Annotated in this window: 12 protein-coding genes; 1 reads left to right on the top strand and 11 read right to left on the bottom strand. The window is 62.3% G+C overall.

What is annotated here, in order from left to right; translation table 11 throughout:
• Positions 1-4: 4 nt before the first annotated feature.
• Complete coding sequence (locus L8K08_RS29675; RefSeq protein WP_145157424.1) at positions 5-598, bottom strand: aminodeoxychorismate/anthranilate synthase component II; 594 nt, start codon at positions 596-598, stop codon at positions 5-7.
• Positions 599-1,019: 421 nt separating this feature from the next.
• Between L8K08_RS29675 and estP the strand changes: the two genes are divergently transcribed.
• Positions 1,020-2,942, top strand: a complete 1,923-nt coding sequence (estP, locus tag L8K08_RS29670) for an esterase EstP (RefSeq protein ID WP_242201935.1) — start codon at positions 1,020-1,022, stop codon at positions 2,940-2,942.
• A 134-nt stretch (positions 2,943-3,076) separates the two neighbouring features.
• Here the strand turns inward: estP and trpE are convergent, their stop codons facing one another.
• The 10 genes from trpE to L8K08_RS29620 all read right to left on the bottom strand — a co-directional run bounded on the left by trpE (position 3,077) and on the right by L8K08_RS29620 (position 14,912).
• Positions 3,077-4,558: an anthranilate synthase component I gene (gene trpE / locus L8K08_RS29665; RefSeq protein WP_145157428.1), complete on the bottom strand. Its 1,482-nt coding sequence runs from the start codon at positions 4,556-4,558 to the stop codon at positions 3,077-3,079.
• Positions 4,559-4,626: 68 nt separating this feature from the next.
• Entirely contained in the window at positions 4,627-5,445 is an 819-nt protein-coding gene (locus L8K08_RS29660; protein ID WP_145157430.1) for a phosphoglycolate phosphatase, read from the bottom strand.
• Positions 5,442-6,116: a ribulose-phosphate 3-epimerase gene (gene rpe / locus L8K08_RS29655; RefSeq protein WP_032895049.1), complete on the bottom strand. Its 675-nt coding sequence runs from the start codon at positions 6,114-6,116 to the stop codon at positions 5,442-5,444. The genes L8K08_RS29660 and rpe overlap by 4 nt, the downstream gene beginning before the upstream one ends.
• An 84-nt stretch (positions 6,117-6,200) precedes the next feature.
• Positions 6,201-7,349 carry an iron-containing alcohol dehydrogenase gene (locus tag L8K08_RS29650; protein ID WP_242201934.1) on the bottom strand — a complete coding sequence of 383 codons (1,149 nt, stop codon included), beginning with the start codon at positions 7,347-7,349 and terminating at the stop codon, positions 6,201-6,203.
• Between the two features lie 195 nt (positions 7,350-7,544).
• Complete coding sequence (locus L8K08_RS29645) at positions 7,545-8,369, bottom strand: ABC transporter permease (RefSeq protein WP_028618151.1); 825 nt, start codon at positions 8,367-8,369, stop codon at positions 7,545-7,547.
• Between the two features lie 12 nt (positions 8,370-8,381).
• The gene (locus tag L8K08_RS29640) at positions 8,382-9,629 is read right to left on the bottom strand and encodes an ABC transporter permease (RefSeq protein WP_242201933.1); all 1,248 of its coding nucleotides are present in this window, start codon (positions 9,627-9,629) and stop codon (positions 8,382-8,384) included.
• A 213-nt stretch (positions 9,630-9,842) separates the two neighbouring features.
• On the bottom strand, positions 9,843-10,883 hold the full coding sequence (locus L8K08_RS29635; RefSeq protein WP_106575509.1) for an ABC transporter substrate-binding protein: 1,041 nt from the start codon (positions 10,881-10,883) through the stop codon (positions 9,843-9,845).
• A gap of 43 nt (positions 10,884-10,926) precedes the next feature.
• Positions 10,927-12,039: an ABC transporter ATP-binding protein gene (locus L8K08_RS29630; RefSeq protein WP_242201932.1), complete on the bottom strand. Its 1,113-nt coding sequence runs from the start codon at positions 12,037-12,039 to the stop codon at positions 10,927-10,929.
• A 230-nt stretch (positions 12,040-12,269) separates the two neighbouring features.
• Positions 12,270-12,899 carry a response regulator transcription factor gene (locus tag L8K08_RS29625; protein WP_106575511.1) on the bottom strand — a complete coding sequence of 210 codons (630 nt, stop codon included), beginning with the start codon at positions 12,897-12,899 and terminating at the stop codon, positions 12,270-12,272.
• A gap of 18 nt (positions 12,900-12,917) precedes the next feature.
• A complete protein-coding gene (locus tag L8K08_RS29620) occupies positions 12,918-14,912 on the bottom strand; it encodes a transporter substrate-binding domain-containing protein (protein WP_242201931.1) in 1,995 nt (664 codons plus the stop codon).
• Positions 14,913-14,963 lie beyond the last annotated feature (51 nt).

Below are 14,963 nucleotides of genomic sequence, written 5' to 3'. Positions count from 1 at the left end.
GTCCTTAGCGCGTGCCGCCGCTCTGCTTGAGAAAGTTAGCGAACAGCTCGTAGCCCTGCTCGGTCAGGATCGACTCGGGGTGAAATTGCACCCCTTCGATATTCAGTGTCTTGTGGCGCAGGCCCATGATCTCATCGACCGAACCGTCGTCCAGTTGGGTCCAGGCGGTCAGCTCCAGGCACTCGGGGAGGGTCTCACGCTTGACCACCAGCGAGTGGTAACGGGTGACCGTCACCGGCAGGTTCAGGCCGTGGAATACGCCCAGGTCTTTATGGAACACCGGGCTGGTTTTGCCGTGCATTACCTGGCGCGCGCGAACCACATCACCGCCAAAGGCCTGGCCAATGGACTGGTGGCCCAGGCACACGCCCAGGATCGGCAACTTGCCGGCGAAATACTTGATTGCTTCCAGGGACACACCGGCTTCGGTCGGCGTGCAGGGGCCTGGCGAAACCACGATGCGCTCCGGGTTCAGCGCGGCGATTTCGGCGACCGTCAGTTCATCATTGCGCACGACCTTGACCTCGGCACCGAGCTCGCCCAGGTACTGCACAACGTTGTAGGTAAAGGAGTCGTAGTTATCAATCATCAGCAACATGTGGGTTCAAACCTCTTGAATTCACTGATTTCGAATGACCGCCTTCCAGGAGTGACCCGCTGCCAGACGCACGTTCCGGTTGCCAGGGTGAGCCGGCAAGGGGCGTCAAACAACGGGTGAAGAAGGCAAATCGGTACAGGTCCGGCCAAGCCGGCAGAGAAAAATGTCAGGCGCGCCAACGCCAACGGGCGTGTGCCTTGACTACTCGCATCAAGAGTTTGCTGATGATCAACACGGGGAGGGTCTCGTTCATACGTTCAGGCACAGTAACGTAGCCTCGCCAGCGGTGCAATATGGAGCCGCGAATACGGGGTAATCACGACGAAATCTTTATAGGAAAAAACTGTTTTCTTCACAGAAAACCCTCACTACATTGCTAGTGTTTCGCTTCCGATACAAAAACAACTAAATGGAATTTTGCATGTTCAGACCTCCGTTTTTCGCACCACTTGCCGGCTGCCTCTTATCACTGGCCTGCGCGCAGGCGTTCGCAGCCTCCTCACCGTATTCAACCATGGTCGTTTTCGGCGACAGCCTGGCCGATGCCGGTCAGTTCCCCGATGGCTCGAATGGCGCCACATTACGCTTTACCAACCGCACCGGGCCGACCTTCCAGGGCGATTACGGCCTGGTTTCGTCGACCTTGCTCGGCTCCCGGCTGGGCGTCGCGCCAAACGACTTGAATGCCTCCACCTCGCCGGTTCGCGCGGCGCAAGGCTTGCCCGACGGCAACAACTGGGCAGTCGGCGGCTACCGTACCGACAACATCCTGGATTCCATTACCTCGGTCTCCAACGCGGCGATTCCGCCTGGTAACCCGGGTGGCGGTACGGTGCTTCGCAGTCGCCAGGGTTATCTCCCGGCAAACGGCGGGCGGGCCGACCCCAACGCGCTGTATTTCCTGTCCGGTGGCGGCAATGACTTCCTGCAAGGCCGCGTCCTCAGCCCAGGCCAGGCCGTTGCCGCCGGCGGGCGCCTGGCCGACAGCGCCCAAGCCCTGCAACAAGCCGGCGCGCGCTACATCATGGTGTGGATGCTGCCCGACCTGGGCCTGACTCCGGCCATCAACGGCACGCCGCTGCAGGCGTCGAGTTCGGCCCTGAGCAACCTCTTCAACCAGTCACTGGTGCAGCGCCTGTCTCAGATCGATGCGCAGATCATCCCGCTGAATATTCCGCTGCTGCTCAATGAAGCCTTCGCCAGCCCGGCCCGCTTTGGCCTGGCCACCGGACAAAACCTCACCGGCACCTGCTTCAGTGGCAACAGTTGCACCGCCAACCCGACCTACGGCATCGGCGGCACCAACCCGGACCCGACCAAGCTGATCTACAACGACTCGGTCCACCCCACCATCGCCGGGCAACGCTTGATCGCCGACTACGCCTATTCACTGCTTGCGGCGCCGTGGGAACTGACCTTGCTGCCGGAGATGGCCCAAGGCACGTTGCGCGCCCACCAGGACGAACTGCGCAACCAATGGCAGGCGGACAACGGCAACTGGCAAGCCGTGGGCCAATGGCGCGCCATCGTGACCGGTGGCGGCCAGCGCCTGAACTTCGATGATCAAAACAGCTCGGCCAGCGGCGACGGCAGTGGCTATAACCTGAATGTCGGGGGCAGCTACCGGCTCGACGAAAACTGGCGCGTAGGCGTGGCAGCCGGCCTGTATCGGCAGACGCTTGAAGCCGGCGCCAGCGATTCGGACTACAAGCTCAACAGCTACATGGGCACCGCCTTCGCCCAATACCAGCAAAACCATTGGTGGGCCGATGCCGCGTTGACCGGCGGCAAACTGGACTTCGACAGCCTCAAGCGCAAGTTCGCCCTGGGCGTCAGCGAAGGCTCGGAAAAAAGCGACACCGACGGCTGGCTCTGGGCCCTCAGCGGCCGAGTGGGTTACGACATTGCCGGCGCCGGCAGCGACTGGCACCTGTCGCCGTTCGTCAGCGCCGACTATGCGCGGGTCGAGGTCGATGGCTATTCGGAAAAGGACAGCCGCTCCACCGCACTGACCTTTGACGATCAACAACGCGACTCCAAGCGCCTGGGCGTCGGCCTGCAGGGCAGCTATCGTGTCACGCCGCAAACCCAGGTGTTTGGCGAAGTAGCCCACGAGCATGAATTCGAAAACGATACCCAGAAGGTGAAGATGTCGCTCAATAGCGTTCCAGGGATCGATTTCAAGCTGGACGGCTACACGCCGCGCAGCAATTCGGATCGCTTAAGCCTCGGCGTCAGCCACAAACTGACTCAGGAGCTGGCGTTACGGGCGGCGTATAACGTGAGGAAGGATGACAATTTGACCCAACAAGGGGTGAGCGTGGGGGTGAGCCTGGATTTCTAAAACGGTCTAGAGCACATCACAAAACAACTGTGGGAGCTGACTTGCCTGCGATGCAGACACCCCGGTGTATCAGGTACACCCAGGTGATGCTATCGCAGGCAAGCCAGCTCCCACAGTTGGATCTACATCTGGCTTCAGTTTTGCGGGGTTTGCTCGGCCAGCGCCACCGCACGGAACATCGCGCGGCGCTTGTTCAGGGTTTCTTCCCATTCCAGCGCCGGCACCGAGTCAGCCACAATTCCGCCACCGGCCTGCACGTGCAGCTCACCGTCCTTGATCACCGCCGTACGGATCGCAATCGCGGTGTCCATGTTGCCGTTCCAGGCAAAATACCCCACGGCGCCACCGTACACACCACGCTTGACTGGCTCCAGTTCGTCGATGATTTCCATCGCACGAATCTTCGGCGCGCCCGACAAGGTGCCCGCCGGCAGAATCGCGCGCAGCGCGTCCATGGCGGTCAAGCCTTCTTTCAGCTCGCCGGTCACGTTGGAGACAATGTGCATCACGTTGGAATAGCGCTCGATGACCATCTTCTCGGTGAGCTTCACCGAGCCGATTTCCGAGACGCGGCCAGTGTCATTGCGGCCCAGGTCGATGAGCATCAAGTGCTCGGCGATTTCCTTGTCGTCGCTCAGCAGGTCTTCTTCCAGCGCCAGGTCGGCCTCTTCGGTCGCGCCGCGTGGGCGTGTGCCGGCAATCGGGCGCACGGTGATCAGGTTGTCTTCGACGCGCACCAGCACTTCCGGCGAACTGCCCACCACGTGGAAGTCGCCGAAGTTGAAGAAGTACATGTACGGCGTCGGGTTGAAGCAACGCAGCGCGCGGTACAGGTCGATCGGTGCGGCCTTGAAGTCGATGGACATGCGTTGCGACGGCACCACCTGCATGCAGTCACCGGCGAGGATGTATTCCTTGATGGTATCCACCGCGCGCTCGTAGTCATCCTGAGTAAAGCTGGAGCGGAACACCGGGTCGGCAGCCGGTGGACGGCTGAGGTCCAGGCCACGGCGCGGGGTGATTGGCTGGCGCAGTTTTTCCAGCAGCGCTTCAAGGCTGGCCTGGCCTTGCTCGAAGGCGTCGGCCTGGGAAGGGTCCGCCAGCACAATCGCGTGCATTTTGCCGGCGAGGTTGTCGAACACCACCACCGCGTCGGAGACCATCAGCAGAATGTCCGGCACGCCCAGCGGGTCCGGGTTCGGGCATTTGCCCAGGCGTTTTTCCACGTAGCGCACGCAGTCGTAGCCGAAGTAGCCCACCAGGCCGCCGTTGAAGCGCGGCAAACCAGCGATGGTCGGCACGTTGTAGCGCGCCTTGAAGGCTTCGACGAAGGCGAGCGGGTCTTCAACGTCGTGGTTTTCGATCTCGACGCCATCGAGCGTGATGCTCACATGATGGTCGTGCACCCGCAGCACGGTGCGGCACGGCAGGCCGATGATCGAGTAACGGCCCCACTTCTCGCCGCCCTGTACCGATTCCAGCAGGTAGGAGTTGGGCTCGTCGGCCAGTTTCAAGTAGATCGACAGCGGCGTATCGAAGTCGGCCAGGGTTTCGCAGGCCAACGGGATACGGTTATAGCCGGCAGCGGCCAAACGCAGGAATTCTTCGCGGATCATGAGGTGCCTCGTGGCTTGAGGTTCAAACGGTCAGGTGTGCAAACGTGCCGCAGCGCGGCCAGGATCAGTCAGGCGCGCCAACGCCAGCGGGCCAGGGCCTTGATGACTTTCATCCAGAGTTTGCGAGTGACCACCACGATGGCGTTTCCAGAAGGGGTTGGTTCGATGTCGGGCAACGTTATCTCAGCGCCCGCTCCCAAGCAACCGGGGATTAGCAGCCGCAGGTCATCAATCACCAGCGCCGGCGCTTCTTCGGCAATCGGTCGGCCATGGTTATAGCCATAACTGAGCGCCACACACTGTACGCCCGCGGCTTTGGCGGCCAGCACATCACTGCGCGAGTCACCGACAAACAACGACTGGGAGGCCGGGATATTGGCCATTTTCATCACGAAGAACAGCGCCGCCGGGTCGGGTTTCTTCTGCGGCAACGTATCGCCACCGATGATCCAGCGGAAGTAACGGCCAATCTTCATGTGATCCAGCAGCGGCGCGACAAAACGCTCCGGCTTGTTGGTGATCAGGGCCATTTCCACGCCCTGCTTGTGCAGCCACTTGAGCGTGTCGCGTACGCCGGGGTAAACCACGGTCAGCTCGTGGCCGTTTTCATAGGCCGCGTTGAACAATTCCAGGGCGTGTTCGGCCTCCACTTCATCGACACCTTCGGCATCGATGTTGTTGGCCAAGGCCCGGCGCACCAGCATCTGCGCGCCGTTGCCGACCCACATGCGTACCGACTCGATCCCTGCAGGCTTGCGCCCCAGCTTGAGCAGCATCTGGTCCACCGCCGCTGCCAGGTCAGGCACCGAATCGATCAACGTACCGTCCAGATCGAACATCACCAGCCGTGGCAGTTTGCCGGGGAACAGCTGCTCAAAGCCGCTCATGGACGCGCCAGCGCCAGCTCGGCACGCATCTGGTCGATGACGGCCTGGTAGTCCGGGGCATTGAAGATCGCCGAGCCGGCCACAAAGGTGTCGGCGCCGGCGGCGGCGATTTCGCGGATATTGTTGACGTTGACCCCACCGTCGATTTCCAGGCGGATGTCACGGCCCGACGCATCGATCAGCGCACGGGCTTCGCGCAGTTTGTTCAGGGTGCCGGGGATGAATTTCTGCCCGCCAAAGCCTGGGTTGACGCTCATCAGCAAGACCATGTCGACCTTGTCCATCACGTACTCAAGCACGCTCAGCGGAGTGGCCGGGTTGAACACCAGGCCTGCCTTGCAGCCGCCTTCGCGGATCAGTTGCAGGGTGCGATCGACGTGCAGCGTGGCTTCCGGGTGGAAGGTGATGTAGGTCGCGCCGGCCTCGATGAAGTCACCGACAATACGGTCCACTGGGCTGACCATCAGGTGCGCATCGATGGGCGCGGTGATGCCGTACTTGCGCAGCGCCGCGCAGACCATCGGGCCGATGGTCAGGTTGGGCACGTAGTGATTGTCCATGACATCGAAGTGCACGAAGTCGGCGCCGGCGGCCAACACCTTGTCCACTTCTTCACCCAGGCGGGCGAAATCGGCGGAGAGAATCGATGGAGCGATAACGAAGGGCTGCATGACGCACCTTTTTTGAGCTAAATCACGATGGCGCGCATTGTATACCTCATGCTTTGCTGCGCGCACCGTGACCTAACTCAATGGTTAGTAAGCCGCCCGGTAGATTTTCTCGATATCCGCCGCGCTGAGCTTGCGCGGGTTGTTGCGCATCAGGCGTTCAATGCCCGCCGCTTCCGTGGCCATGGCCGGGATCGCGTCCTCGGGCACCCCGAAGCTGCGCAGGCCTGCCGGGATCTCCACTGCGGCGCACAGTCGCGTCATCGCCTCGACGGCCTGGTCGGCGGCGTCGTTGACACTCAAGCCGCTGACATTCACGCCCATGGCCTGGGCAATGTCCTGCATGCGCTCCACACACGCCAGCTTGTTCCAGTGCATCACGTAGGGCAGCAACAGCGCGTTGCTCACGCCGTGGGCGATATTGAAACGCCCGCCCAGCGGGTACGCCAAGGCATGCACCGCGCCGACGCCGGCATTGCCGAACGCCATGCCGGCCATCAGGCTGGCGGTGGCCATGTCGTCGCGGGCCTGCAGATTGGCCGGGTTGGCGTAGGCTTTGGGCAGCGCGTTGGCGATCAGCTTGATCGCGCCAATCGCCAGGGCGTCGGTGATCGGCGAGGCATTCAGCGACAGGTAGGATTCGATGGCATGCACCAACGCATCCACGCCACTGGCAGCGGTGACACTGCGCGGGCACGTGAGGGTCATTTGCGGGCTGATCAGCGCGACGTCCGGCAGCAGGTAATCGCTGACGATGCCCTTTTTCAGCTGTGCAGCCTTGTCGGAGAGGATCGCCACATTGGTCACCTCCGAGCCGGTGCCGGCCGTGGTCGGAATGGCAATCAGCGGCGGGCCCTTGCGCGGCACCTGGTCGACGCCGAACAAATCCGCCAGCGCGCCGTGGTAACCGGCGTAGGCCGCGACGCTCTTGGCAATGTCGATGGCACTGCCGCCGCCCACGCCGATCAAGCCGTCATGCCCGCCTTCGCGGTACACGCGCATGCAGTCTTCGACGATGGCGATCTCCGGGTCGGGCAGCACGCGGTCGAAAATTTCATAGGTACGCTCGCCCAAGTGTTCAAGCGCCAGCGCCACGGTGCCGGATTTGACCAGCGCGGCGTCGGTGACAATCAGCGGGTTATCCACATCCAGGCGCGTGAGTTCAAAAGCCAGCTGTTCGATGGCGCCGGCGCCGGTCAGCAGTTTGTGGGCGATCTTGAATGAGGAAGTACTCATGTGCGCGGCCTCTTATTAATGATGGGCTGGCACAAGAGTAGCTGGGGATTTTCGGTTGTGAACTATTCACCCACTGAATGGCACGATCAATGTGGGAGCTGGCTCGCCTGCGATGCGGGCGACTCGGTGTCACAGGCAAACCGAGGTGATGCTATCGCAGGCAAGCCAGCTCCCGCATTTGATCGGGTTGCACAGTTAGACCTGGGCGGTGCGCAGTTTCTCGCTGCGGCCGCGCAGCCATTCAAGCGTCAGCAACAACAGCACCGAGAAGGCAATCAGCAGCGTGGCCGCCGCCGCAATCGTCGGGCTGAGGTTTTCGCGAATGCCGCTGAACATCTGCCGAGGCAGGGTGGCTTGCTCGGGGCCGGCGAGAAACAGCGTCACCACCACTTCATCAAACGAGGTGGAAAAGGCAAACAGCGCCCCCGATATCACCCCCGGCGCGATCAGCGGCAAGGTCACCCGGCGGAACGCGGTCAGCGGCGAAGCGCCCAGGCTGGCTGCCGCCCGCACCAGGTTATGGTTGAAGCCCTGCAACGTCGCCGACACGGTGATGATCACAAACGGCACACCCAGCACCGCGTGCACCACGATCAACGAGAAGAAGCTGTTGCCCAGCCCCAACGGCGCAAAGAACAAGTAACTGGCCACACCGATAATCACCACCGGCACCACCATCGGCGAAATCACCAGGGCCATCACCAGCGCCTTGCCGGGGAAGTTGCCGCGCGTCAGGCCAATCGCCGCCAGGGTGCCGAAAACCATGGCCAACACCGTGGCGGCCGGGGCGACGATGATGCTGTTCTTCAGCGCGCGCATCCATTCGGCCGAGGCGAAGAAATCCTGATACCAGTGCAGCGAGAAGCCTTGCAGCGGGTACACCAGGAAACTGCCGCTGTTGAACGACAGCGGGATAATCACCAGTACCGGCAAAATCAAAAACAGCAGGATCAAGCCGCACAGGATCCGCAAACTGTAGAACCACACCCGCTCCACCGGTGACATATAAGGGCTCAGCATCGCAAGGTCTCCTCAGCTCAGGCGCAGGCGACTGGCGCCCACCAACCGGTTATAGATCAGGTACAGCACCACCGTCGCCAGCAGCAGCAAGCCGCCCAAGGCCGTGGCCATGCCCCAGTTGATGCTGGTGTTGGTGTAGAACGCGACGAAGTAGCTGACCATCTGGTCGTTCGGGCTGCCGAGCAGCGCCGGGGTGATGTAGTAACCAATCGCCAGGATGAACACCAGCAGGCAGCCGGCGCCCACCCCGGCGTAGGTCTGCGGGAAGTACACGCGCCAGAAGCTGGCGAACGGGTGGCAACCCAGGGAAATCGCCGCGCGCATGTAGGTGGGCGAGATGCCTTTCATCACGCTGTAGATCGGCAGAATCATGAACGGCAACAGGATGTGCACCATCGAGATGTACACCCCGGTGCGGTTGAACACCAACTCCAAGGGCTGATCGATCAGGCCCATGCCCATCAATGCGCTGTTGATCAGGCCGCCGGACTGCAGCAACACGATCCACGCCGCCACCCGCACCAGAATCGAGGTCCAGAACGGCAGCAGCACCAGGATCATCAGCAGGTTGCTTTTGCGGGCCGGCAGGTTGGCCAGCAGGTAGGCCAATGGATACGCCAGCAGCAGGCAGACGAAGGTGATCACCAGGCCCATCCAGAACGTGCGGGCAAAGATATCCAGATAGATCGCCTGATCAGGCGTGGCCGGGGCCACTTCGCCGAGGTCGTCGATGCGGTGATCGACCGCCGCCAGCAGGTAGTAAGGCGTGAGGCTGCTGGTGTTGCGCCGGATCGCCTGCCAGTACGCCGGGTCGCCCCAGCGTTCGTCGAGGCTTTCCAGCGCTTCTTTATAGGAGCCGGGCGCTTCGGTAAACGGCAGCGCCCGCGCGGTTTTGGTCAGCAGGCTACGGTAGCCGGCCAGTTCCATGTTCAAGCGTTTGGACAGATCGCCCAAGGTCTGGTTTTTGCGCGCTTCGCCCAGGTCTTCGCTGAGCGCCTGGTAGACCGGCTCACCTGGCAGGCCACGACCGTCCCAGGTCTTGACCGCCACCACGGTACGCGGCAAACCGCCCACCACTTCCGGGTTGCCGACGCTTTTGTAGAGCAGCGCAACAATCGGCACCAGAAACACCAGCAGCAAAAACAGCACCAGCGGCGCAATCAAGGCCTGGGCCTTCCAGCGGTTGAGCCGCTCGGCACGCGCCAGGCGCTGCTTGAGGGTGGGGCTGTTGACCTCGTTGGAGGGAACGGCGATGGCCATGGCTGACTCCGGAATACTGAAAAATGACCACAAACCTATGTGGCCTGGGCCTACGCTGTGGCGAGCGGGCTTGCCCCGCGTTGGGCTGCAGAGCAGCCCCAAACCAACCGCCGCGTTCTGGCTGAACGAACTCGGTGAATTCAATGGGGCCGCTGCGCGGCCCAACGCGGCACAAGCCCGCTCGCCACAGGGAACAGGCTCGACTGAAGGCCGTTACTTGGCCGCCCACGAATTGAAGCGCTGCTCGAGCTGCTCGCCGTTATCCGCCCAGAAGCTCACGTCGATCTGCACCTGGTTGGCGATGTTTTCCGGCGTGGTCGGCATGTCCTTCAGCACATCCTTGGCCAGCAACGGCACGGCCTGGGTGTTGGCCGGGCCGTAGGCGATGTTTTCCGAGTAGGTCTTCTGCTGCTGCGGCTGTACCGAGAAGGCGATGAACTTCTTCGCCGCTTCGGCGCGGTCCTTGGCCAGGCCCTTGGGAATGGCCCAGGCATCGAAGTCGTAGATGCCGCCGTTCCACACCACTTTGAGGTTGCTTTCTTTTTGCACGGCAGCAATGCGGCCGTTGTAGGCCGAGCTCATCACCACGTCACCCGAGGCGAGGTACTGCGGCGGCTGTGCGCCGGCTTCCCACCACTGGATCGACGGCTTGAGCTCGTCGAGCTTTTTGAACGCGCGGTCCTGGCCGTCTTTACCGGCCAGCACTTTGTAAACGTCTTTGGGCGCCACGCCGTCTGCCATCAAGGCGAATTCCAGGGTGTACTTGGCGCCCTTGCGCAGGCCGCGTTTGCCCGGGAATTTCTTGGTGTCCCAGAAATCCGCCCAACTGGTCGGTGCCGTGGCCAGTTTGTCGGCGTTGTAGGCCAGCACCGTGGACCACACAAAGAAGCCCACACCGCACGGCTGGATCGCGCCCTTCACGTAGTCGGCGCTATTGCCGAACAGTTTCGGGTCAAGCGGCTCGAACATGTCTTCGTCGCAGCCACGGGACAGTTCCGGCGATTCCACTTCCACCAGGTCCCAGGACACGCTCTTGGTGTCGACCATGGCTTTGACCTTGGCCATTTCGCCGTTGTACTCACCGGCGACGATCTTGCCGTTGCCCGCGCTTTCCCACGGTGCGTAAAAGGCTTTGACCTGGGCCGCCTTGTTCGCGCCACCAAAGGACACGACTGTCAGGTCCGGGCCTGCCATGGCCTGTGTCGCGCCCATCAAGCCGATGACCAGGGCGGAATATTTAAGGGATCTCAACATTGTTGTTCTCTCCACGTGCAGGGTTGGTGAAGCCATGGGGCGATTAATTCGCCTCTAGAAGTGGGTCGAGTGCGCGAACGTGCTCGACTTGCCAGCCAATCGGTACCACGTCGCCGACCGCCAGGGCTGGGTCCAGCTCGGCAATCGGTTGTTTCACAAAAAAGTCGGTCTTGCCGCAGACTTCCAGGCGCACGCGCACGTGGTCGCCCAGGTAGATAAATTCCGCCACGCGCCCGGAGAAGCGGTTCACGCAGGACTCGCTGGAGCCATTGAGGCTGACGCGCTCCGGGCGTACCGATAACGTCACCGGACCGCCGAGCTGGCCGACATTCACCGCCAGCGCCTCGACCTTTTCACCGCGCGCCAGCTCCACTACGCAACGCTCGCCTGTGTGGCTGTGCAGGCGGCCATTGAGGCGGTTGTTCTCGCCAATGAAGTTGGCCACGAAAGTGTTTTTCGGCTCTTCGTACAAGGTGCGCGGCGCGGCAATCTGCTGGACCTCGCCCTGGTGGAACACCGCCACGCGGTCGGACATGGTCAGCGCTTCGCCCTGGTCGTGGGTCACATACACCACGGTGACGCCCAGGCGCTGGTGCAGGTGCTTGATCTCCATCTGCATGTGTTCGCGCAGTTGCTTGTCGAGGGCGCCGAGGGGTTCGTCCATCAGCACCAGCTGGGGTTCGAACACCAGCGCTCGCGCCAAGGCCACGCGCTGTTGCTGGCCGCCGGAGAGTTGCGCCGGGTAACGCTGGGCGAAGGCATCGAGCTGAACCATGCTCAGCACGCGTTTGACCCGCTCGCTGACGTCGGTCTTGCTCAGGCCACGCACCGACAGCGGGAACGCCAGGTTCTCGGCGACGGTCATGTGCGGGAACAACGCGTAGTTCTGGAACACCATGCCGATGTCGCGTTTGTGCGGCGGCACGTGGTTGATGGCGCGCCCGGCCAGCAGGATTTCCCCGGCGGTGGGCGTCTCGAAACCGGCGAGCATCATCAGGCTGGTGGTCTTGCCCGAACCGGACGGCCCGAGCAGGGTGAGGAACTCGCCCTTGCGAATCTCCAGGTTGAGGTCTTTGACGATCAGGTTCTCGCCGTCGTAGCTCTTCTGCACGCCACGAAAGCTGACCAGCACATCATTTGAATCCACCTCGCTCATACCCACACCTTTTTGTTTTGGACGGCTGTGGCACAAGCGTAGTCCAGGCGCGAGGCCCCGGAAATCGGGGGCCAGGAGAGATTTGCATCAGCAGGATGGAAGGTTCGGGGTAGGGATTGCCCTACACGGATGGCGGGCACAGAACAGTGCAGCGGCAATCATCAGCGCCTGCCGGCAAAGCCCATGTCGTAAACAGACACGCGCCCCTGTTGGAGCCGGTTTGCCGGTGCTTACAGAAGTTTGTGCTCCATGGCGTATTTCACCAGCTCGGCCAGCGAGGTGATGTTGAGCTTTTGCATCAAACGCGCCTTATGCGTGCTGATGGTCTTGCTGCTCAGCGCCAGTTGCTGGGCGATGTCATTGACGTTGGCACCCTGGGCCAGGCGCTCGAACACCGAGAACTCACGCTCCGACAGCAGCGAATGCAGCGGCCGCGCGTCGGTAAGGCCGACCTCAAAGACCATGCGGTCGGCCAGGTCCGGGTCGATGTAACGCCCGCCCGCCGCGACCTTGCGAATCGCCGTCAGCAGCAGCGCCGGATCACTGTCCTTGGTGGCGTACCCGGCCGCGCCGACTTTCAAGGCGCGAGCGGCCATCTGTGCTTCATCGTGCATCGACAGCACCAGAATCGCCGGCGGATTGTGCAACGCGCGGATGCGCGCGATCGCTTCCAGGCCGTTCACGCCGGGCATCGAGATATCCAGCAACACCACCTCGCACGCGACATGGCGCAAGGTCTCCAGCAATTGCTCGCCGTTGCTGGCCTCGCCGACCACCAGCAGGTCTTTGGCCAGGCCGATCAATTGCTTGATGCCTTCACGGACAATGGTGTGGTCTTCGGCTACCAATACGCGAATCACAGGGGCTTCCTCTTGTGGTTATGCATCCAACGGCACCGTGACACTCAAGGTGGTGCCCTCCCCCGGTTCGCTGTGCAGGCTCAGTTGCCCGCCCATCATCAATACGCGCTCGCGCATGCCGACGACGCCAAAGGACACCGGGCGGCCCTGGGTTTCGACGAACCCGACGCCGTCATCGCTGATGGTCAGCCGCAGGTCTGCGCCCTCCACGCTCAAGGTCAGCTCGACAGTATGCGCCTGGGCATGGCGCATCACATTGGTCAGCGCCTCCTGCAGGATGCGGAACAGGCCGATGGCCTTGGCATCGCTCAGGGCCGGCAGGTTTTCCGGGACTTGTACCAGGCAGGGGATGTGGGTGCGGGCCTCGAAGCGCCGGGCTTGCCATTCGATGGCCGAGGCGATGCCGGCGTCAAGAATCGGCGGGCGCAGCGCGGTCGCCACATCGCGCACAAGCTGAAACAGCTGGGCGATCAGGCGCTTCATGCTGTTCAAGCGCTCGTTCAAGCCTGGGTCCAGTTGGGCATAGGCCAGCTCGCACATCGAGGTTTCCAGCTTGAGTACCGTGAGCATCTGCCCGAGTTCGTCGTGCACCTCACGGGCGATACGCGCCTTTTCTTCTTCGCGCACGGTTTCCAGGTGGGCCGACAGCTCGCGCAGTTGTGTTTCGCTTTGCTGCAAGGCGGCCACATAACGGCGGCGCTCGGTGACGTCATTCAGGTAGACCACCAGGTATTCGGCATCGGCAAAGCGCAGGAAACTCAACGACACGTCGGCCGGCAGGATGCTGCCGTCGGCGCGCACGCAATCGGTCGCGAAGGTTTGCGGGCCTTCCTCGCTGGCACGCGCGCGCTTCCACACATTGAGCCAGCGGTCCATGTTCAGGGTCGGGTCGAAATCGATCAGCGGTCGCTCGATCAGCGCGCCAGGCCCATAGCCCAACATGGTTTCGGCGGCGCGGTTGGCGTAACGCACGTGGCTGTCCCAATTGACCCACAGGATGCCAACGGTGCTTTGATCAATGGAGAACTGCGTCAGCCGCAAGGCTTCGGCGCCGGCAGCGCGTGCGGCGCTCTCTTCACGGGCAGCCAGCAGGTTGTGTTCGAGCACGCGCTGGTGACGGCGTTGCCAGAACACCACTGAGAGGCTGGCGAGCAAGAACATCGCCAACAGCAGGCTGAGGTTTTGCCACAGACCCGGCGATTGCGTCAGCTGCGGGTATTTAGGTTGCAGCCAGCGGCTGTGCAATTGGTCGAGGTCGCGGGCCGGTATCGCGCGCAACGCGCTTTGCATGATGCCGGCCAGTTCCGGCCATTCGCGGCGGGTGGCCACGCGCAGCAATTGCGGCAGGCCGATATCGCCGACCACCGTCAGCCCGGCAAACTCGGCCTCACCGGACAAACGGCTCAATTGCGCCTCATCCACCACGGCATAACGCGCCTGCTGGCTCACCAGCAATTGCAGGGCCTGGCGCTCCATGGGCACGCCTTGCAGGTTGAGGTTGGGATAGTTGCTGCGCAGGTAATCGGCCAGCGTGCTGGGCATGCGTACGGCAACGCGAGAACGCTCGTCGAGTTTTTCCAGCTCCACCGCGCCGCCGCCTTCGCGGATGCCGACGATATGCTGGGGCACGCGCATGTAAGGGTCGCTGAATAACCAGAGGCGCAAGCCGGCCGGTGTTTGCTGAAGGCCAGGGGCGATATCCACCTCGCCGTCGCGCACCGCAGCGTCCAATTGCTCCTGGCTGGGGAAGTTGCGCCAGGTCAGCTCGATGTTCAGCGCCTTGGCCAGCCACTGCATCAACTCGACATTGGCCCCGGACAAGCGCTGCAGGCGCCGATCGTATTGCGCGTACGGCGCCTGCAATACCAGGCCCACGCGCAGCTCCGGATGCTGGGCCAGCCACTCACGCTGCTGCGCATTGAGCGGCGCCTGCGGTATGGCAGGCGCGGGCGCAGCGTTCGCCATCAAGGCAAAGCACAAACCGCCGATAACCAGCAGACAGCGAAAACCCATGATCCACGTCTCACATCACTGACAAATACTGACCAACCCATTAGGCTGCTG

This window comes from Pseudomonas sp. TREG-RG-20F-10-E-6-01, assembly GCF_022662455.1.
Lineage (GTDB): Bacteria > Pseudomonadota > Gammaproteobacteria > Pseudomonadales > Pseudomonadaceae > Aquipseudomonas.
The sequence above is the reverse complement of the archived record's forward strand: the minus strand, read 5'-3'. Positions and strand labels throughout refer to the sequence as shown.

Bases quoted from the DNA above. Each gene is read 5' to 3' on its own strand.
- L8K08_RS29675 (WP_145157424.1), bottom strand. From the start codon at position 598: ATGTTGCTGATGATTGATAACTACGACTCCTTTACCTACAACGTTGTG.
- rpe (WP_032895049.1), bottom strand. From the start codon at position 6,116: ATGCAGCCCTTCGTTATCGCTCCATCGATTCTCTCCGCCGATTTCGCC.
- L8K08_RS29660 (WP_145157430.1), bottom strand. From the start codon at position 5,445: ATGAGCGGCTTTGAGCAGCTGTTCCCCGGCAAACTGCCACGGCTGGTG.
- L8K08_RS29630 (WP_242201932.1), bottom strand. From the start codon at position 12,039: ATGAGCGAGGTGGATTCAAATGATGTGCTGGTCAGCTTTCGTGGCGTG.
- L8K08_RS29645 (WP_028618151.1), bottom strand. From the start codon at position 8,369: ATGCTGAGCCCTTATATGTCACCGGTGGAGCGGGTGTGGTTCTACAGT.
- L8K08_RS29640 (WP_242201933.1), bottom strand. From the start codon at position 9,629: ATGGCCATCGCCGTTCCCTCCAACGAGGTCAACAGCCCCACCCTCAAG.
- L8K08_RS29650 (WP_242201934.1), bottom strand. From the start codon at position 7,349: ATGAGTACTTCCTCATTCAAGATCGCCCACAAACTGCTGACCGGCGCC.
- L8K08_RS29635 (WP_106575509.1), bottom strand. From the start codon at position 10,883: ATGTTGAGATCCCTTAAATATTCCGCCCTGGTCATCGGCTTGATGGGC.
- estP (WP_242201935.1), top strand. From the start codon at position 1,020: ATGTTCAGACCTCCGTTTTTCGCACCACTTGCCGGCTGCCTCTTATCA.
- L8K08_RS29620 (WP_242201931.1), bottom strand. From the start codon at position 14,912: ATGGGTTTTCGCTGTCTGCTGGTTATCGGCGGTTTGTGCTTTGCCTTG.
- trpE (WP_145157428.1), bottom strand. From the start codon at position 4,558: ATGATCCGCGAAGAATTCCTGCGTTTGGCCGCTGCCGGCTATAACCGT.